Source organism: Sulfitobacter sp. W002 (assembly GCF_025142135.1).
In the GTDB taxonomy this organism is placed as follows: Bacteria; Pseudomonadota; Alphaproteobacteria; order Rhodobacterales; family Rhodobacteraceae; genus Sulfitobacter; species Sulfitobacter profundi.
On record NZ_CP081126.1, the window covers coordinates 2,271,617 to 2,289,195 of the forward strand.

Annotated in this window: 19 protein-coding genes; all 19 read right to left on the minus strand. The window is 60.2% G+C overall.

Annotated features, from left to right (window positions below; all coding sequences use genetic code 11):
• Nucleotides 1-15: 15 nt before the first annotated feature.
• Complete coding sequence (gene nuoN / locus K3758_RS11210) at nt 16-1,461, minus strand: NADH-quinone oxidoreductase subunit NuoN (protein ID WP_259944811.1); 1,446 nt, start codon at nt 1,459-1,461, stop codon at nt 16-18.
• Nucleotides 1,462-1,475: 14 nt separating this feature from the next.
• A complete protein-coding gene (locus K3758_RS11215; RefSeq protein WP_259944814.1) occupies nt 1,476-3,038 on the minus strand; it encodes an NADH-quinone oxidoreductase subunit M in 1,563 nt (520 codons plus the stop codon).
• On the minus strand, nt 3,038-5,170 hold the full coding sequence (gene nuoL / locus K3758_RS11220) for an NADH-quinone oxidoreductase subunit L (protein WP_259944816.1): 2,133 nt from the start codon (nt 5,168-5,170) through the stop codon (nt 3,038-3,040). The genes K3758_RS11215 and nuoL overlap by 1 nt, the downstream gene beginning before the upstream one ends.
• 4 nt (nt 5,171-5,174) lie before the next feature.
• Entirely contained in the window at nt 5,175-5,480 is a 306-nt protein-coding gene (gene nuoK / locus K3758_RS11225; RefSeq protein WP_007119508.1) for an NADH-quinone oxidoreductase subunit NuoK, read from the minus strand.
• Nucleotides 5,481-5,740: 260 nt separating this feature from the next.
• On the minus strand, nt 5,741-6,343 hold the full coding sequence (locus tag K3758_RS11230; protein WP_067268146.1) for an NADH-quinone oxidoreductase subunit J: 603 nt from the start codon (nt 6,341-6,343) through the stop codon (nt 5,741-5,743).
• Nucleotides 6,340-6,756 carry a carboxymuconolactone decarboxylase family protein gene (locus K3758_RS11235; protein WP_067630637.1) on the minus strand — a complete coding sequence of 139 codons (417 nt, stop codon included), beginning with the start codon at nt 6,754-6,756 and terminating at the stop codon, nt 6,340-6,342. The genes K3758_RS11230 and K3758_RS11235 overlap by 4 nt, the downstream gene beginning before the upstream one ends.
• The gene (nuoI, locus tag K3758_RS11240; RefSeq protein ID WP_067630640.1) at nt 6,753-7,247 is read right to left on the minus strand and encodes an NADH-quinone oxidoreductase subunit NuoI; all 495 of its coding nucleotides are present in this window, start codon (nt 7,245-7,247) and stop codon (nt 6,753-6,755) included. The genes K3758_RS11235 and nuoI overlap by 4 nt, the downstream gene beginning before the upstream one ends.
• Nucleotide 7,248: 1 nt before the next feature.
• On the minus strand, nt 7,249-8,289 hold the full coding sequence (nuoH, locus tag K3758_RS11245; RefSeq protein ID WP_259944838.1) for an NADH-quinone oxidoreductase subunit NuoH: 1,041 nt from the start codon (nt 8,287-8,289) through the stop codon (nt 7,249-7,251).
• Nucleotides 8,290-8,295: 6 nt separating this feature from the next.
• Entirely contained in the window at nt 8,296-8,670 is a 375-nt protein-coding gene (locus K3758_RS11250) for a hypothetical protein (RefSeq protein ID WP_409202604.1), read from the minus strand.
• A 5-nt stretch (nt 8,671-8,675) separates the two neighbouring features.
• The gene (nuoG, locus tag K3758_RS11255; protein WP_259944840.1) at nt 8,676-10,691 is read right to left on the minus strand and encodes an NADH-quinone oxidoreductase subunit NuoG; all 2,016 of its coding nucleotides are present in this window, start codon (nt 10,689-10,691) and stop codon (nt 8,676-8,678) included.
• A gap of 4 nt (nt 10,692-10,695) precedes the next feature.
• Nucleotides 10,696-11,106, minus strand: a complete 411-nt coding sequence (locus tag K3758_RS11260) for a DUF5333 domain-containing protein (RefSeq protein WP_067630648.1) — start codon at nt 11,104-11,106, stop codon at nt 10,696-10,698.
• A gap of 120 nt (nt 11,107-11,226) precedes the next feature.
• Nucleotides 11,227-11,553 (minus strand): hypothetical protein, encoded by a 327-nt coding sequence (locus tag K3758_RS11265; protein ID WP_259944843.1) that lies wholly within the window; start codon nt 11,551-11,553, stop codon nt 11,227-11,229.
• A 140-nt stretch (nt 11,554-11,693) separates the two neighbouring features.
• Complete coding sequence (nuoF, locus tag K3758_RS11270) at nt 11,694-12,989, minus strand: NADH-quinone oxidoreductase subunit NuoF (protein ID WP_209218008.1); 1,296 nt, start codon at nt 12,987-12,989, stop codon at nt 11,694-11,696.
• Between the two features lie 5 nt (nt 12,990-12,994).
• Complete coding sequence (locus K3758_RS11275; RefSeq protein ID WP_067263425.1) at nt 12,995-13,228, minus strand: DUF5337 domain-containing protein; 234 nt, start codon at nt 13,226-13,228, stop codon at nt 12,995-12,997.
• Between the two features lie 17 nt (nt 13,229-13,245).
• Nucleotides 13,246-14,190 (minus strand): hypothetical protein, encoded by a 945-nt coding sequence (locus tag K3758_RS11280; RefSeq protein ID WP_259944849.1) that lies wholly within the window; start codon nt 14,188-14,190, stop codon nt 13,246-13,248.
• Nucleotides 14,191-14,284: 94 nt separating this feature from the next.
• Nucleotides 14,285-15,436, minus strand: a complete 1,152-nt coding sequence (locus tag K3758_RS11285; protein ID WP_259944852.1) for an NADH-quinone oxidoreductase subunit E — start codon at nt 15,434-15,436, stop codon at nt 14,285-14,287.
• A gap of 79 nt (nt 15,437-15,515) precedes the next feature.
• Nucleotides 15,516-16,760 (minus strand): NADH-quinone oxidoreductase subunit D, encoded by a 1,245-nt coding sequence (locus K3758_RS11290; RefSeq protein WP_067939883.1) that lies wholly within the window; start codon nt 16,758-16,760, stop codon nt 15,516-15,518.
• On the minus strand, nt 16,760-16,933 hold the full coding sequence (locus tag K3758_RS11295) for a hypothetical protein (RefSeq protein ID WP_162931847.1): 174 nt from the start codon (nt 16,931-16,933) through the stop codon (nt 16,760-16,762). The genes K3758_RS11290 and K3758_RS11295 overlap by 1 nt, the downstream gene beginning before the upstream one ends.
• Nucleotides 16,933-17,562 (minus strand): NADH-quinone oxidoreductase subunit C, encoded by a 630-nt coding sequence (locus K3758_RS11300; protein WP_243267143.1) that lies wholly within the window; start codon nt 17,560-17,562, stop codon nt 16,933-16,935. The genes K3758_RS11295 and K3758_RS11300 overlap by 1 nt, the downstream gene beginning before the upstream one ends.
• Nucleotides 17,563-17,579 lie beyond the last annotated feature (17 nt).

Below are 17,579 nucleotides of genomic sequence, written 5' to 3' on the forward strand. Positions count from 1 at the left end.
CTTGCGCCGCACCGCTCAGTTCACCAGCGACGCCGCAGCCGAGGCGGCCATGCCTTCGACACCGAACATGTTTGCGATCCCGACGATCATGATCACCGCCGACGCCATCAACACCACAGTCAGCACGCCACCGTTCTGATGGTCCAGCGTGTCAGAGCGTTCTTCGCCAAAGTACATGTAGAAAACAATCCGCAGGTAGTAATAAGCGCCGATGACACTGGCGATCACACCCGCCACCGCGAGCCATGCCATATTGGCATCATAAGCCGCGCGCAGCACATAGAACTTGCCAAAGAAACCCAGCATCGGCGGCACGCCCGCGAGGCTGAACAGCAGCACCAGCATGGCAAGGGCACGGCCCGGATTGGTCTTGGCATACATGTTAAGCAGGGTGATATCGGTCACCGGCGCGCCGTCTTTCTGCATCAGCAGGATAAAGGCGAAAGTCCCGAGGTTCATCGTCACATAGATCGCCATATAGACCAGCATCGCCTGCACGCCAAAGGCGGTGCCCGCAGCCAAGCCCATCAGCGCATAGCCCATGTGGGCAATCGACGAAAAGGCCATCAGACGTTTGATATTGGTCTGGCCTATCGCGGCGACAGAACCGAAGAACATCGACAGCACCGACAGCAGCGCCACGATCTGGCTCCAATCGCTGACGATCTGGCCAAAGGCGTCATGCATGACCCGCGCGAAAAGGCCCATGGCGGCGACTTTTGGTGCCGTGGCAAAGAAGGCCGCGATCGGGGTGGGCGCACCTTCGTATACGTCCGGTGTCCACATGTGGAACGGCACGGCGGAAACTTTGAAGGCAAGGCCCGAAATCAGGAAGACCAGACCAAAGAGCAGACCAAGCGAGGTGCCTCCGGTTTGCGCCGTGGTGATGATGCCCGCGAAAAGCGTGGTCCCGGCATAGCCATAGACGAGCGACGCACCATAGAGCAGCAGCCCCGAGCTAAGCGCGCCGAGCACGAAATACTTGAGGCCCGCCTCAGTGGATTTTACCGAGTCGCGGCGCAGCGAGGCCACGACATAGAGCGCCAGCGATTGCAGTTCCAACCCCATGTAGAGCGCCATCAGGTCGCCTGCGCTGACCATCATCATCATGCCGACAACAGCCAAGGCCACCAGCATCGGATATTCAAACCGCAGCAAACCGCGCAGTTTCATATAGCTTTCGGACATGACCAAGACAGCCGCCGCCGAGAGCAGGATCGCCACTTTGGCAAAGCGCGCAAAGCTGTCGTCGATGAACATGCCATGGAAGGCGATGTTGGTGGTGCCGTCGCCGGACATGGCCACCCAAGCAGCCAGCAGCACCATCACCACCGCGGTCACCCAGACGAGCACCCCGGCGGCCTTGTCTTTCGACGTATAGACCGCGCCAAGAAGGCCAAGCAGGGCAAACCCCGCGAGCACAATCTCGGGCAGAATGATGTTCAGATCAGCGGAAATCATGCGCCAAGTCCTTCTTAATGCGAGGCATCGGCGGTCTGCACAGCGGTGTCAGCCGCCTCCAGCGCCATGTCGTAATTGTCAACGAGAGCAGCCACCGACGGCCCGATCATATCCAGCACCAGTGCCGGGTAGACGCCCAGGATCAGGGTCATCGCCACCAATGGGGCAATGATCCATTTCTCACGCGCGGTCATATCGGTGATCGCCTTGAGGCTTTCCTTGATCAGGTCGCCCATCACCACGCGGCGATAGAGCCAGAGTGCATAGGCCGCCGAGAAGATCACCCCTGTGGTCGCCACAGCCGCCACCCAAGTGTTCACTTGGAAGGTCGCCATCAGCGTCAGGAATTCACCCACGAACCCAGATGTGCCCGGCAGGCCCACGTTCGCCATAGTGAAGAACATGAAGACCAGTGCATAGGCCGGCATCCGGTTCACCAGACCGCCATAGGCGTCGATCTCACGGGTGTGCATACGGTCATAGATCACGCCAACGCTAAGGAAGAGCGCGCCAGAGATGAAGCCGTGGCTAATCATCTGGAAGATCGCACCATCGATGCCTTGCTGGTTGGCAGCAAAGATACCCATGGTCACGAAACCCATATGCGCGACCGAGGAATAGGCGATCAGCTTTTTCATGTCCTGCTGCACCAGCGCCACCAGCGAGGTATAGACGATGGCGATGGCCGACATCCACAAGATCAGCGGCGTCATTACCTCTGCGCCCACGGGGAACATCGGCAGGCTGAACCGCAGGAAGCCGTAGCCGCCCATTTTCAGCAAGATCGCCGCAAGCACGACGGAACCGGCTGTAGGCGCCTGAACGTGGGCGTCGGGCAGCCATGTGTGGACCGGCCACATCGGCATCTTAACTGCAAAGCTGGCAAAGAAGGCGAGGAACATCAGTGTTTGCATGCCGCCGACGACTTGGATGCCCAGAAGCTCAAAGCTTTCGGAACCGAAGTTATGAGTGAGCAGGCTGATCTCGCAGCCGCCGATGCAGGTGGTGCCCGCCTCAGTAAACATTGCCACCATCGCCACCAGCATCAGCACCGAGCCGAGGAAGGTGTAAAGGAAGAACTTGAAGCTCGCGTAGATACGCTCTTTCCCGCCCCAGATGCCGATGATCAGGAACATCGGGATCAGACCCGCTTCGAAGAAGAGGTAGAAGAGCACCAGATCCAGCGCCATGAATACGCCGAGCATCAGCGTCTCCAAGAGCAAGAAGGCGATCATGTATTCCTTGACGCGGTGCTCGACGTTCCAGCTTGCCGCGATGACCAGCGGCATCATGAAGGTCGTGAGCATCACGAAAAGGATCGAGATACCGTCAACGCCAAGACGATACTTGAGCCCCAGCAGCCAGTCGGCCTCATCCACAAACTGGAAGTCGGTGTTGGATGGGTCGAACTCGAACAGCACAAAAAGCGAGATCAGGAAGGTAACCGTCGTGGTGATGAAGGCCAGCCATTTCGCATTGCGCCCGGCGGCGGCATCGTCGCCTCGCAAGAAGACCGCGAGGATCAGTGCTGCGAATGCCGGAATGAATGTGATGATTGAAAGCAGATGCGTATCCATCAGTTCGCTCCTCCGCTCATCGTCATCCATGTCACCAGAACGGCGATGCCTATCACCATGGCGAAGGCATAGGTGAAGATATAGCCCGTCTGTGCCTTACCCGCGAGGCGGGTGAAGAAGGGGATGATCCCCATGGCGACGCCATTGAGCGTGCCGTCGATCACAGTGCCATCGCCGCGTTTCCACAGGAACCGGCCGATCGTTTTGGCGGGACGCACGAAAATCACGTCGTAAACCTCATCAAAGTACCATTTGTTTTTCAGGAACAGGTAAAGCGGGCGTTGGTTTGCCGCCAAACGTCCCGGGACGGTCGGGCTCCAGATATAGAACCACAGGGCCATGACCAGACCGGCCAGCATCGCGATAAACGGCGAGACCTTAACCCAAGTCGGGGCGGCGTGCGCGTCATCCAGCACGTGGTTGTCGGGCGCAAAGTAAAGCGCCCCCTCACCCGGTGCACCGCCAAAGGCTTCGTGATGCGCGCCCGCGTCCTGCTGGCCTTCGACCAAAGCGTCGGCTCCATGATCACCGTCGACCGGGCCAGTGGCACCGTGGTCATCCTCGGCCCCCTCGACATGAGCGTCGCCGCCTTCGGCCATTTCAGCCATCGGGATGCCGTAGAATTTGCCAACCTGATCGGCATGGCCAAAGAAGCTGCCGTACCAAACCATCCCAGCAAAGACCGAGCCGAGCGCCAGAACGCCAAGCGGGATCAGCATGACCATCGGGCTTTCATGCGCATGCTCATGAGTATGCTTGTTGCCCCGCGGCTTGCCAAAGAAGGTCAGGAAGATCAGGCGCCAGCTGTAGAAGCTCGTCATCGCCGCGGCGATCACAAGAAGCCAGAAGCCATACATCGACCCGCCGCCCCAAGCGCTCTCAATAATCGCGTCTTTCGACAGGAAGCCCGCGAAACCGATATGCGTCAGCGGGATGCCAACACCGGTGATCGCCAACGTGCCGATCATCATCGCCCAGAAAGTATAGGGAATTTTCTTACGCAGACCGCCGTAGTTGGTCATGTCTTGCTCGTGGTGCATCGCGTGAATGACCGAGCCCGCGCCCAAGAACAGCATCGCCTTAAAGAAAGCGTGTGTGAACAGGTGGAACATCGCCGCCGAATACATGCCGACGCCAGCCGCCACGAACATATAGCCAAGCTGCGACATGGTCGAATAGGCGATCACACGTTTGATGTCGGTTTGAACAAGGCCGATGGTCGCCGCGACAAAGGCGGTGGTGGCACCGATCACGGTGACGAATGCCATCGCTTCGGGCGCAAATTCCATCACCGGCGACATGCGGCAGACGAGGAAGACCCCCGCGGTCACCATGGTCGCCGCGTGGATCAGCGCCGACACCGGGGTCGGGCCTTCCATCGCGTCGGGGAGCCAAGTGTGCAGGAACAGCTGCGCGGATTTACCCATCGCGCCGAGGAACAGTAGGAAGGCGATCAGGTTCGCTGCGTTCCAATCGTTCCACAGGAAAGTCACCGTTTGCTCAGCCAAATCGGGTGCTGCGGCAAAGATATCGTTAAAGCGGATCGAGTCCGTCAGCATATAGAGGCCGAAGATACCCAGCAGGAAAGCAAAGTCCCCCACCCGGTTGACGACAAAGGCTTTCATCGCCGCAGCATTGGCCGACGGCTTGCGGAAGTAGAAACCGATCAGCAGGTAGGAGGCAACACCGACGCCCTCCCAACCGAAGAACATCTGCACAAGGTTGTCGGCTGTCACCAGCATCAACATCGCGAAGGTAAAGAAGGACAGGTAGGCGAAGAACCTCGGGCGATAGCTTTCGTTATCGCGGAAGTTCTCATCGTGCGCCATGTAGCCGAAGGAATAGAGGTGCACGAGGCTCGAAACTGTGGTGATCACGATCAACATGATCGCAGTCAGACGGTCCATACGGATCGCCCAATCGGTGCTCAGTGTGCCGCTTTCGATAAAGCGCAGGATCTGGATTTGCTCGGTCGGGCCGTCCAGCGTCAGGAAGACCACCCAAGACAGGAAGGCGGCAAGGAACAGCAGCCCGGTGGCGACCCACTGGGCGGCCTTCTCACCAATGATCTTCCAGCCGAAACCGCAGAGGATGGCACCCACCAGCGGGGCGAATAGGATCGTGGTTTCCATTGCCTCAGCCCTTCATCACGTTGACATCTTCCACCGCGATCGAGCCACGGTTGCGGAAGAAACAGACCAAAATGGCGAGGCCGATGGCGGCCTCGGCGGCAGCGACGGTGAGCACGAAAAGCGTGAAGACCTGCCCCGTCAGATCACCAAGGAAGCTGGAAAAGGCGACGAGGTTGATGTTCACCGCGAGTAGCATCAATTCAATGCTCATCAGCAGAATGATCACGTTCTTGCGGTTCAGGAATAGCCCGAAGATGCCGATGACAAACAGCGTCGCCGCCACTGTCAGGTAATGCTCAAGTCCGATCATGTCGTCCCTTACGTTCCCGCCCTTTGATGGGCTTTGGTCGCGCCCCATTTGATGGGGCTTTTAGTATCACTTTGCCCCGGCTGCCACCGGGATTGCTGAGGCTTTAGCCGATAAAGCTGCGGCCACCGAAAAACACGACGATCAACACCACGACCAGTACCACGATTGTTGTTCTCGACATTTCGACGTCCCTTTTCTCTTTGGTTCAGTCGTTTTCATTCAAAGAAAACGACTACGGAATTTTCAAAAAATTCCGGTGTTTACAGGCCCTGCCCAGACTTCACGTCGCGCAGTTCCATCGCCTTGGCCGGGTCGCGCATCATCTGCGCCACCACGTCTTGGCGTTTCACGTCCTTGCGGTGCCGCAGTGTCAGCACGATCGCCCCGATCATCGCCACCAGCAGGATCAGGCCCGCCAGTTGGAACAGCAGGAAGTAACGGTCATAGAGCAGCAGGCCGAGGGCTTCGGTGTTGAACCGCGCGGGATCAATTGCATTGGCCCGCAGGCTCTCTGCCGCCGCGCTCTGCTCCCATGCGCCGAAGGCCATGACGAATTGCATCAAAATCACCAGCCCGATCAGCAGCGCCAGCGGCATGTAGCGCGCCATCTCGGCCTTGAGCTCGGCGAAGTCCACGTCGAGCATCATGACAACGAAGAGGAACAGCACCGCCACCGCGCCGACGTAGACGATGACCAGCAGCATCGCCACGAACTCCGCCCCCAGCAGCACGAAAAGCCCCGCCGCCGAGAGGAAGGACAGGATCAGCCAGAGCACCGAATGCACCGGGTTGCGGCTGATCACCGTGAACAGTCCGCCGGTGATGACGCTGATCGCGAAGAGGTAAAATGAAAAGACCGTCATGCGCCGTCTTCCTTCTTGGTATCTTTTTCTTCGTCAAGAACCGACTGCGCCAGTTCCAGCGCCCGGGTCATCGCCGGCAGCCCGGCAAAGACCGACATCTGGCTAATCGTCTCGACGATATGTTGTTTGGTGGCGCCCGCCTCCCGTGCGTGGCGCACGGTTTGGCGGAGGGCCATATCATTCTGCGCGCCCTGCATGGTTAGCCCCGCGAGCGTAAGCAGCAGCCGCGTCCGCGCGTCCAGCCCGCCCTTGTTCACCGTGTCACCGAACCAAAAGTCCATCATGTCCTTCGGCATCGTGCCCATCATCGCCTCGAACCCTTTGGGCGAAAAAGCATCCATCGCTGGAAAGGCTTTCGCCATTTCCTGCGCCTGCTTCATCATCGCATCAAAAGGGTTCTTGGGATCACTCATCGGTAAGGTGCGTCCATCTCAAGGTTGCGGGCAATCTCGGCTTCCCAGCGTTCGCCGTTATCCAAAAGCTTGGCCTTGTCGTAATACAGCTCTTCGCGGGTCTCGGTCGAGAATTCGAAGTTCGGCCCTTCGACAATCGCGTCCACCGGGCAGGCTTCTTGGCAGAAACCGCAGTAGATGCATTTGGTCATGTCGATGTCATAGCGCGTGGTGCGGCGGCTGCCGTCCTCGCGTGCTTCGGCGTCGATGGTGATCGCCTGCGCGGGGCAGATCGCCTCGCAGAGTTTGCACGCGATGCAACGCTCTTCGCCATTGGGATAACGGCGCAGCGCGTGTTCGCCGCGGAAACGGGGCGACAGAGGCCCCTTTTCATGCGGGTAGTTCAGCGTCGTTTTCGGCGCAAAGAAATAGCGCATCCCCAGCATGAACGCCTTGGCGTAGTCTGCCAGCAGGAAATATTTCGCGGCGCGGGTGTAGTCAGTCGTCGCCATATCAGCCCCCTACGGTCCAGCGGGCGTAGATGCCCCAGAACCAATCGAATTTTGCAGCGAATGCCACGAAGACCACCCAGAACAGCGAGAACGGCAGGAAGACTTTCCAACCCAGCCGCATCAGCTGGTCATAGCGGTAGCGCGGCGTGATTGCCTTCACCATGGCGAACATGAAGAAGACCATCAGCATCTTGATGAACATCCAGAAGAAGCCATCGGGCAGGAACGGCACCGGAGACAACCAGCCGCCGAAGAACATCAGCGACACCAGCGCGCACATCAGCACCACGGCCACCAATTCGCCGATCATAAAGAGCAGGAAGGGCGTGGAGGAATATTCCACCTGATAGCCCGCCACCAGTTCCGATTCCGCTTCTGGCAGGTCGAAGGGCGGGCGGTTGGTTTCCGCCAGCGCCGAGATGAAGAACAAGATCAACATCGGGAAGTGCGGCAGGAAGTACCAGTTGAACAGACCCCAGTCGCCATCCTGCGCTGCTACGATGGACGTGAAGTTCATCGAACCGGTCGAGAGGATCACGCCGATGATGATCAGGCCGATCGACACTTCGTAAGAAATCATCTGTGCGGCAGAACGCAGCGAACCAAGGAAGGGGTATTTCGAGTTCGACGCCCAACCGCCCATGATCACGCCGTAAACCTCAAGCGAGGAGACGGCGAAGACATAGAGGATCGCCACGTTGATGTCCGACAGGATCCAGCCTTCGTTGAAAGGGATCACCGCCCAAGCAATCATCGCCATGACAAAAGAAATCATCGGCGCGAGGAAGAAGACCCCCTTGTCAGCGCCCGCAGGGACCACCACTTCTTTAACGATATATTTAAGAAAGTCGGCAAAACTCTGCAGCAGGCCGAAGACGCCCACAACGTTCGGGCCGCGGCGCATCATCACGGCGGCCCAGATCTTGCGGTCGGCATACATGAGGAAGGCCAGCGCTAGCAAAAGCGGCACAACCAGCAGCAAAACCTGCCCAACCGTCAGCAGGGCAATGCCAAGCCCGGTCGTGTAAAAGAAATCAGCCATAAGTCCTCACACCGTCGGAATGCCGCGTTCCGCGCATTGAAACGCGGTCACTTCGGCATCAATTGTCTTCAAGCCTTTCGGCAGGCTCGGCGAGATTGTGTAAACAGCATCTGCCCGCCATATGCCACCCTCTTCGGTGACATTTGTCCGCACATGTCGCGCAAAACCGTAGCCCCGGATCAGCGTATACTGCGCTGCAGCACATTCGGCGTAATCCGACACGTCTTGGTTCGATAACGCCTTGGTCATCGCCACGTTGAACTGCACCAAATCGCCATCCAAAAGCTGGGTCTCCACCCCCCTGTAGTCGGGGATGAAATCCTCGGCTACCGGCACCTGCGGTTCGCAGGCGGCCAGCAGCATCAAGGGGGCCAGCAGCATGGCTCTCACTCCGCCGCCATCGGCTCGGCCCGGCGCGCGGCGGCCAGAGCCGAAAGTTCGGCCATCAACTGGCTGGCCCGTGCGATCGGATTGGAGAGATAGAAGTCGCGTACCGTCGGCGCGAAAGAGGCATCGCCCAGCTTACCGGCAGGCAGCGCGGTCCATTCGTTTTCCGGCACCTCATCCACATTCGCCAAATGCGGTACGGCCTCGGTCAGCTTGCGGCGCAACTGCGCGATGGAATCATAGCCCAACTGCGCGCCCAGCTCAGCCGAAAGCGCCCGGAGAATCGCCCAGTTTTCTTTGGCCTGACCCGGCGCAAATCCGGCACGCTGCGCCAATTGCGGACGGCCTTCGGTGTTGACGAACAGACCCGGCTCTTCGGTATAGGCGGCACCCGGCAGAATGATGTCGGCACGGTGCGCGCCGCGGTCGCCATGGCTGCCTTGGTAGATCACGAAGGGCCCAGCACCGATTTCAACTTCATCCGCGCCGAGGTTATAGATCACCTCTGCCGCGTTCACGTCGTCCATGCCGTTTTCGGCTGTGGCACCAATATCCATCGCACCCACACGCGCGGCGGCGGTGTGCAGGATCATCAGCTTGCTCTTGGTCTTTTCGGCCAGTTCCATCGCCTTCGCCAGCACGGCTTCGCCATCGGCTTCGCGCAGCGCGCCTTGGCCGACAACGATCACCGAAGGCTGCTCTAGCACTTCGTCGAAATCACTGCCCATCAGCTTGTCGAGGGTCGCGCGGTCGTTGCCCAGATGGTGATGCGGGTAGGTCAGATCAGCGGCTTCGCCGATCAAGCCAACTTCTGCCCCATTGCTCCACGCTTTGCGGATGCGCGCGTTCAGCACTGGCGCTTCAACCGCTGGGTTACAGCCGATCAGTTGGATCATCTTGGCGCCGTCCAGATCTTCGATCCGCGCGTTGCCGACATAGCCGAAACGGTTGCCCGCAGGCAGCTTCGCACCATCGGTACGGCATTCGACGACACCGCCCTGCCCTTCGATCAATTGCTTCAGCGCAAAGGCGGCTTCGACCGAAGACAAATCACCGACGAGACCGGCAAGCTTCTTGCCCTTCATCGCAGCGGCTGCGGCATTCAGCGCCTCAGGCCAGCTGGCTTTGCGCAGCTTGCCATTCTCGCGGATATAAGGCGTGTCCAGACGCTGGCGGCGCAGACCGTCCCAAACAAAGCGCGTCTTGTCGGAAATCCACTCTTCGTTAACACCGTCATGGTTGCGCGGCAGGAACCGCATCACTTCGCGGCCTTTGGTATCCACACGAATGTTGGAGCCAAGCGCATCCATCACGTCGATGCTCTCGGTCTTGCTCAACTCCCACGGACGCGCGGTGAAGGCGTAGGGCTTGGAAACCAACGCACCGACCGGGCAGAGATCAATGATATTGCCCGAAAGATTGCTGTCGATCAGCGAGCCGAGATAGGTCGTGATCTCGGCATCCTCGCCACGGCCGGTCTGGCCCATCACATGCTGCCCCGCGACCTCAGTCGTGAAGCGCACGCAGCGGGTGCAGGAAATGCAGCGAGTCATGTGAGTCTCAACGAGCGGACCGAGATCGAGATCCTCGGTAGCCCGCTTCGGCTCGCGGTAGCGCGAGAAATCGACGCCGTAGGCCATTGCCTGATCTTGAAGATCGCACTCACCGCCCTGATCGCAGATCGGGCAATCCAGCGGGTGGTTGATGAGCAGGAACTCCATCACCCCTTCGCGGGCCTTCTTGACCATGGGCGAGTTGGTTTTCACGACCGGCGGCTGGCCTTCCGGCCCGGGGCGCAGGTCGCGCACCTGCATGGCGCAGGAGGCGGCGGGCTTGGGCGGCCCGCCGACGACTTCCACAAGACACATCCGGCAGTTACCGGCGATCGACAGACGCTCGTGGTAACAGAAGCGCGGCACCTCGATGCCAACCTGCTCGCAGGCCTGAATGAGCGTCATCGCCCCTTCGACTTCGACTTCCTTACCGTCGATGATGATCTTGCGGATATCGCTCATAAGCTCACTTTGCCTTCAGTAACGAACCGATCCGGCTCGATTTTTGAATCTCTTCGCGTCCAAGCGCACAATAGCTTTGCGGGTCCGAAGTATCGACCCCCTTGGCCTTGAAAAACGCGGCGCCCCGCGCTCTCATGCGCGCTTTTTCAGCGTCACTATCAATATAGGCGTCGATCTCGGCGTCGGAGTAGCCCAGATCGCCTGCCTTGCCCTTCAAGTCCCATGCCATCTTGACCGCGCGCAGCATCCGCGCGCTGATGTCGGGGCAGTTTTTCCGGATGATGTCGGCAACGCCCATATCCAAAAGCGCGTCGTCGATCGCGGCCACTTCGCGCAGCGGCGGTTTGGCGGCTGCCGGTGTCACGGTGGCGGCGGTCAGGCTCAGGCCCATCACGGCGATCATCAGGGTGCGCATATCAATTCTCCTTCATGCAGCGGGCCGGAACGGCCCGTCTGACAGATGGAGATTGGGGGCCATGATATTCAATATCACCGCTCCTTTGGGCCGCAGCCCCGCGATATGTCGCCGATGCGATCACTGGGGGCAGCGCCCCTGAAACGTCAGCGCGCCGCCATCCATCCGCAGCGTGCCCGTCGGCGCATCGGGGCCAAAGGTCCAGTCGATGTCTGAACTGCCGTAGTTGCCGACGCAGTATTTCACCGCCTCATAGCGCGCCGCTGCGCGGGCGCCGTCGATGGATTTCCCAGCATCCTTGACCGTCACCTGAAATACGTCGCGCTGGCCATCCACCTTGCTCAGTTTGGTGCTGAAATACTGCCCGTCAAAGGCAACACGCTCACCATCATTGGCACAGCCTGCCAGCAGGGCGCTGACCGTCAAAACCGTCAAAGCATATTTCATAGACCTACTCCGCTGCGCCATGGGCCCGGCTCTGCCGACCGCCCCCGCGCCTATTGTGGACGGACGCGCCTGACACGCGCCCGCTATCGCCGCTCCTGCGTCACGCGTCAAGCCGCTGAGGCCCGCCGCCGCGCAGGGTTTCACTCCGCCGCGACCGCGCTGACGCGGCCCGTGCGCTTGTGTTTGATCCGATCTTCGATCTCATCGCGGAAGTGGCGAATCAGACCTTGGATCGGCCAAGCCGCCGCATCGCCAAGCGCGCAGATCGTGTGGCCTTCGACCTGTTTGGTCACGTCGAGCAGCATGTCGATCTCTTCCGGCTCGGCATCGCCCGAGACCAGACGGTCCATCACTCGCATCATCCAACCGGTGCCTTCGCGGCAGGGCGTGCACTGGCCGCAGCTTTCGTGCTTGTAGAACTTCGACAGCCGCCAGATCGCTTTGATCACGTCGGTGGAGTTGTCCATCACGATTACCGCCGCGGTGCCGAGGCCCGAGCGCTGCTCGCGCAGGTAGTCGAAATCCATGATCGCGTCGCGCATGTCTTTGCCGGGGATCAGCGGCACCGAGGAGCCGCCGGGGATCACCGCCTTGAGGTTGTCCCAGCCGCCGCGAATGCCGCCGCAATGGGTCTCGATCAGCTCCTCAAAGGAGATCGACATCGCCTCTTCGACGACGCAGGGGTTGTTGACGTGACCGGAGATCGCAAAGAGCTTGGTGCCCGCGTTATTGGCGCGGCCAAAGCCCGCGAACCACTCTGGCCCACGGCGCAGGATCGTCGGCACCACGGCGATGGATTCGACGTTGTTCACCGTGGTCGGGCAGCCATAAAGGCCCGCGCCCGCCGGGAACGGCGGTTTCATCCGCGGCATGCCCTTCTTGCCTTCGAGGCTTTCCAGCAGTGCGGTTTCTTCGCCGCAGATATAGGCCCCTGCCCCGTGGTGCAGGTAAATGTCGAAATCCCAGCCCGATTTGCTGGCGTTCTTGCCCACCAGACCGGCCTCATAGGCTTCATCAATCGCGGCCTGCAGGGCTTCGCGCTCGCGGATATACTCGCCGCGCAGGTAGATATAGCAGGTATGCGCGTTCATCGCGAAAGAGGCGATCAGGCAGCCTTCGATCAGCGTATGCGGATCGTGGCGCATGATCTCGCGGTCTTTGCAGGTGCCCGGCTCGGATTCGTCGGCGTTGACCACAAGATAGGCCGGGCGGCCATCGCTTTCCTTCGGCATGAAGGACCACTTGAGCCCCGTGGGGAAGCCCGCCCCACCCCGGCCCCGCAGGCCAGAGGCTTTCATCTGGTCGACGATCCAATCGCGGCCCTTTTGAATGATCCCGGCGGTGCCATCCCAATGGCCGCGCGCCTGCGCGCCTTTCAGGGTGCGGTCATGCATGCCGTAGATGTTTGTAAAAATGCGGTCTTTGTCCTGAAGCATGATGCCTACCTTTGGTTCTCACGGCTGGCCCGGCGGGCCTGCCACATTTGATATATCACGACCATCGCCCAGAAAAGCGCGGCCAGTGCAGCAAAATCGAAGAGCAGCGCATAGCGCCCCGGCAGGCCAAGCGCCGGGCCAGCCCATTGCATGGCCAGCCACAAACACATGGTCACGGCAATGACCAGCCCTGCGGTGCGGCCCTTACGGGCAAGCGCTCTGTCTTCGGCTTCGCTCATGTCTCTCTCTTACCCCGTCAACCTTTCGCCTTGCCGTCATTGGCAAAGGCTTTGGCTTGACCGATCCAATCATCGCGCCGGATGCGGCCCTTGAACCGCAGGCGGGAATCGACCCAGTCGATCTCATCCCCCTGAAGGGCTGCGATCTGATCGAAATGGAAGATGCCCAGCTCATTCAGGGTCTGTTCCAACTTCGGCCCGATGCCGCCAATCCGCTTAAGGTCATCTGCCCCGCCCGCACGCGGCGCGTCGAGCAGCGCGGGTTTGCCATCGGTAGAATGGCTATCGGTCGCGGGCACTGGTGCAGGCTCGGCCTTAGGAGGTTCGGCGGGCGCTTCGACGACCTCTTGCGGGGTCTTCACAACAGCGGGCGCTTCTTCGGCCTCGATGACCTGTTCTGGTGCGGCTTCAACGGCAGCGGTATCGGCCACGGGCACTGTCGGCTCCTGAGGCGGTGTTTCCTTGGAAGGCGCGGAAGGGGTTTCGACGGCCTCCTTCGGGGGCGTCACTACAGCAGCCGCTTCTTCCGCCTTGGCGACCTGTTCCGGTGCCGCCTCAACGGCAGCAGTATCGGCCAAGGGCGCTGTCGGCTCCTGTGGCGGTGTTTCTTCAGCGGGTTCAACCGGCGCGCTTGCCTTGCGCGCCGCTCCGATCCCGGCGTCCCCTGCGGGGATTGAACCCACCGCGGAAGAAACGCTTCCCGATGCCGTCGAAGCCCCTGCGACCGATGCAGCCGCCGCACTGCGCGTGCTGTCTTGGGGGGCAGCGGCGGGTACGTCTTTGCACAGCAGGGTCAGCGCCAGATAGCCCACGATCAGCGCCACCAGCACACCGGCCACGATCGACATCAACAGCCCCCAAATGCCAAAGGCCAGCAATAGGAATGCCACCAGCAAACCGGCACCGGCACCCAGCCACCAACAGCGCTTGGTGCAGGCCTCTCGTTCCGAAATATCCGTCATGACTGTCCTTCTCTCCCTTAATGCGGGCGATGCGGCTTATGGCTTTGCGGGGTGGTAATGGTGCCGTCCTTGGCCCGTTGTGAAATCTCCGTCTTTAGTCTTTGGCGAGGCGCGCGGCCTGCTCTACCCAATTGTCGCGGCTGACGCGGCCTTTGAACCCTTCGAGGTTCTGATCGACCCAAGCGACCTCTTCTGGGCCCCACTGGGCGATCTGGTCAAAGTGGTAAAAGCCCATGCCGTTCAGCATCTGCTCCAGCTTCGGGCCGACGCCTTTGATCTTTTTCAGGTCGTCCGCACCACCCTCGCGGGGGGCGTCCAACTGAGCGGGCTTTTGGCCGGGCGTCGCGGGGGCGCTGGTTTCGGCCTTGGCCGCATCGGCGCTCTCACCCTTGGGGTCACGTTTGGAGCGCGGCTTGCTCTTTGACGTGGCTTCGGCTTCTTGTTCGGTCACGCCGGTTTTGTCGGTGGCTTCGCCCTCGGCAGGACGCGGCTCTTCGGCTTCGACCTCTTCGACCGTCTCAGGCTGCGGCGCCTCGGGCTGGTTTTGCCACGGGGTCAGCAGCGGCACTTCGGTGCCGTCGATGCGTTTGACGGTATCACCGATGTCCACCGCAGCCTGCGCGCTGGCATTGTATTGCGTGCGCCCGCTTTCGTGGTCCGTGAGGCTGGTCAACCCGCCCAAAGGCTCAGAGGCATAGCGCCCGTTCTGCGGGCCGGGTACCGGCACGCGCCCATCACTCAACTCATCAAGGATTTCATTGAGCCGCGCGGTGGTCAGGTCTTCGTAATAGTCTTTTCCGATCTGGGCCATCGGCGCGTTGGAGCACGCGCCAAGGCATTCGACTTCTTCCCACGAAAAACGCCCATCCGCCGACAACTCATGCGGTTTGGCGGCGATACGTTCTTTGCAGACGGCGACCAAATCCTCGGCGCCGCAGATCATGCAGGATGTCGTGCCGCAAACTTGGATATGTGCCACGGAACCAACAGGTTGCAGCTGAAACATGAAGTAGAATGTCGCCACTTCCAGCCCGCGGATATAGGCCATGCCCAGCATTTCCGAGACATGTTCAATCGCCGCACGGGTCAGCCAACCCTCTTGCTCCTGCGCGCGCCACAGCAGTGGAATGATCGCGCTGGCCTGACGGCCCTCGGGGTATTTGGTGATCTGCGCTTCGGCCCATTCTTGGTTGGCGGGCGTGAAGGCAAAACTGTCGGGCTGGTCAGGGTGTAGACGGCGGAGCATTAGTTCGAACCTATGGTCAGGCGGAGGCCAAAAGCGCCTCCGGCGTAAATTTCTTCAAAATGGAGCGATGCGGCCTGCATCACCGGTCGATCTCTCCAAAGACGACGTCCATGGTGCCGATGATCGCGGCCACATCGGCCAGCTGGTGGCCGCTGGCCACATGGTCCATCGCCTGCAGGTGCAAGAAGCCCGGCGCGCGGATCTTAGAGCGGTAGGGTTTGTTGGAGCCATCGGCCACAAGGTAAACGCCAAACTCGCCCTTCGGCGCTTCGACCGCGCAATACACTTCGCCCTCGGGCACGTGGAAACCTTCGGTGTAAAGCTTGAAGTGATGGATCAGGCTTTCCATGTCGGTCTTCATCGCGGTGCGCGATGGCGGGGTGATCTTGCCACGGGCGAGGATATCGCCCTGCCCTTCGGGAGCGCGCAGCTTTTCGATCGCCTGCTGGATAATGTAGGTCGACTGGCGCATCTCTTCCATGCGGCAAAGGTAGCGGTCGAAACAGTCGCCGTTCTTGCCCACGGGGATTTGAAAGTCGAATTCGTCATAGCATTCATAGGGTTGCGAACGCCGCAGATCCCACGCCAGCCCCGAGCCGCGCACCATGACGCCGCTAAAGCCGTAATCGAGAATTTCCTGCTCGGAGACGATGCCTATGTCGACGTTCCGCTGTTTAAAGATCCGGTTCTCGGTCAGCAGCTCGTCGATATCGACCATGAATTTGGTCAGGAATTGCGCGCACCATGTTTCGATATCGTCCAGCAGCGCTGGCGGCAGGTCTTGGTGGACACCACCGGGACGGAAGTAGGCCGCGTGCAAACGCGCGCCACAGGCCCGCTCGTAAAAGATCATCAGGCTTTCGCGCTCTTCAAAACCCCAGAGCGGCGGGGTCAGCGCGCCCACGTCAAGCGCCTGCGTGGTGATGTTGAGAAGGTGGTTCAGGATGCGGCCAATTTCGCAGAACAGCACCCGGATCAGTGAAGCACGGCGCGGCACCACGGTGCCGGTCAGCTTTTCAATCGCCAGACACCACGCATGCTCTTGGTTCATCGGGGCCACGTAATCAAGCCGGTCGAAATACGGCAGGTTCTGCAGGTAAGTACGGCTTTCCATCAGCTTTTCGGTGCCACGGTGCAGCAGGCCGATATGCGGGTCGCACCGTTCTACAACCTCGCCGTCAAGCTCAAGCACCAGACGCAAAACACCGTGTGCGGCAGGGTGTTGCGGGCCGAAGTTGATGTTGAAGTTGCGGATCTTCTGCTCGCCGGACTCAAAGTCGGTCGACCCGTCGTCAAAGGCTTTTGTGCGAATGTCGCCGTCCATTACCGTTTCTCCAGTTCTTGCAGCTTCATGCCCATCCACCACAGCAGGGCGATCGTGCCCAGCGGGATCAGACAGGCCGCGGCCCAGTATTTATTGATGCCAAAGAACGGCAGCAGCTTGACCATCGGAATGGCCGTCAGCGCCGAGAGGATCAGCCAGCCCAGCCCGCCCATTACTTCGCGTCCTTGCTCACATGGCCATCAGGCGCAGATTTGTCGTCACCGGGCAGGATGTAATCGGCCCCTTCCCAAGGCGACATGAAATCGAACTGGCGGTATTCCTGCACAAGGCTCACCGGTTCATAGACCACGCGCTTGGCGGCTTCGTCATAGCGCACTTCGGTATAGCCCGTCGTCGGGAAGTCCTTGCGCAGCGGATGGCCGCGGAAACCATAGTCGGTCAGGATGCGGCGCAGGTCCGGGTGGCCGGAAAACAGGATGCCGAACATGTCGAAAACTTCACGCTCGAACCAATCGGCACTGGGGTGCACACCGGTGATCGACGGCACCATATCCTTTTCACGCGCGGTGGCACGCAGGCGGATGCGGTGGTTTTGGTACATCGACAGGAAGTGGTACACCACGTCGAACCGTTTCGCACGGCCGGGATAGTCCACCGCCGTGATATCGACCAAGGTCGAGAAACGGCAGGTCGGGTCGCCCTTGAGGAACTCAACAAGGCCCGCGATATTCGCCAGCGCCACGGACATGTTCAACTCACCCTTGGTGACATCCCATCCGAGCACGCAATCGGGCCGCTTGGCTTCGATATAGGCCCCAAGTTCCTGCAGTTGTTCGCTCATCGCAAATCTTCCTTCCA

Bases quoted from the DNA above. Each gene is read 5' to 3' on its own strand.
- nuoH (WP_259944838.1), bottom strand. From the start codon at position 8,289: ATGGCTGATTTCTTTTACACGACCGGGCTTGGCATTGCCCTGCTGACG.
- nuoF (WP_209218008.1), bottom strand. From the start codon at position 12,989: ATGCTTCAGGACAAAGACCGCATTTTTACAAACATCTACGGCATGCAT.
- K3758_RS11215 (WP_259944814.1), bottom strand. From the start codon at position 3,038: ATGGATACGCATCTGCTTTCAATCATCACATTCATTCCGGCATTCGCA.
- K3758_RS11295 (WP_162931847.1), bottom strand. From the start codon at position 16,933: ATGGGCGGGCTGGGCTGGCTGATCCTCTCGGCGCTGACGGCCATTCCG.
- nuoG (WP_259944840.1), bottom strand. From the start codon at position 10,691: ATGAGCGATATCCGCAAGATCATCATCGACGGTAAGGAAGTCGAAGTC.
- K3758_RS11285 (WP_259944852.1), bottom strand. From the start codon at position 15,436: ATGCTCCGCCGTCTACACCCTGACCAGCCCGACAGTTTTGCCTTCACG.
- K3758_RS11290 (WP_067939883.1), bottom strand. From the start codon at position 16,760: ATGGACGGCGACATTCGCACAAAAGCCTTTGACGACGGGTCGACCGAC.
- K3758_RS11280 (WP_259944849.1), bottom strand. From the start codon at position 14,190: ATGACGGATATTTCGGAACGAGAGGCCTGCACCAAGCGCTGTTGGTGG.
- K3758_RS11300 (WP_243267143.1), bottom strand. From the start codon at position 17,562: ATGAGCGAACAACTGCAGGAACTTGGGGCCTATATCGAAGCCAAGCGG.
- nuoK (WP_007119508.1), bottom strand. From the start codon at position 5,480: ATGATCGGACTTGAGCATTACCTGACAGTGGCGGCGACGCTGTTTGTC.
- K3758_RS11230 (WP_067268146.1), bottom strand. From the start codon at position 6,343: ATGACGGTCTTTTCATTTTACCTCTTCGCGATCAGCGTCATCACCGGC.
- K3758_RS11275 (WP_067263425.1), bottom strand. From the start codon at position 13,228: ATGAGCGAAGCCGAAGACAGAGCGCTTGCCCGTAAGGGCCGCACCGCA.
- nuoL (WP_259944816.1), bottom strand. From the start codon at position 5,170: ATGGAAACCACGATCCTATTCGCCCCGCTGGTGGGTGCCATCCTCTGC.
- nuoI (WP_067630640.1), bottom strand. From the start codon at position 7,247: ATGGCGACGACTGACTACACCCGCGCCGCGAAATATTTCCTGCTGGCA.
- K3758_RS11235 (WP_067630637.1), bottom strand. From the start codon at position 6,756: ATGAGTGATCCCAAGAACCCTTTTGATGCGATGATGAAGCAGGCGCAG.
- K3758_RS11250 (WP_409202604.1), bottom strand. From the start codon at position 8,670: ATGCTGCTGGCCCCCTTGATGCTGCTGGCCGCCTGCGAACCGCAGGTG.
- K3758_RS11260 (WP_067630648.1), bottom strand. From the start codon at position 11,106: ATGCGCACCCTGATGATCGCCGTGATGGGCCTGAGCCTGACCGCCGCC.
- nuoN (WP_259944811.1), bottom strand. From the start codon at position 1,461: ATGATTTCCGCTGATCTGAACATCATTCTGCCCGAGATTGTGCTCGCG.
- K3758_RS11265 (WP_259944843.1), bottom strand. From the start codon at position 11,553: ATGAAATATGCTTTGACGGTTTTGACGGTCAGCGCCCTGCTGGCAGGC.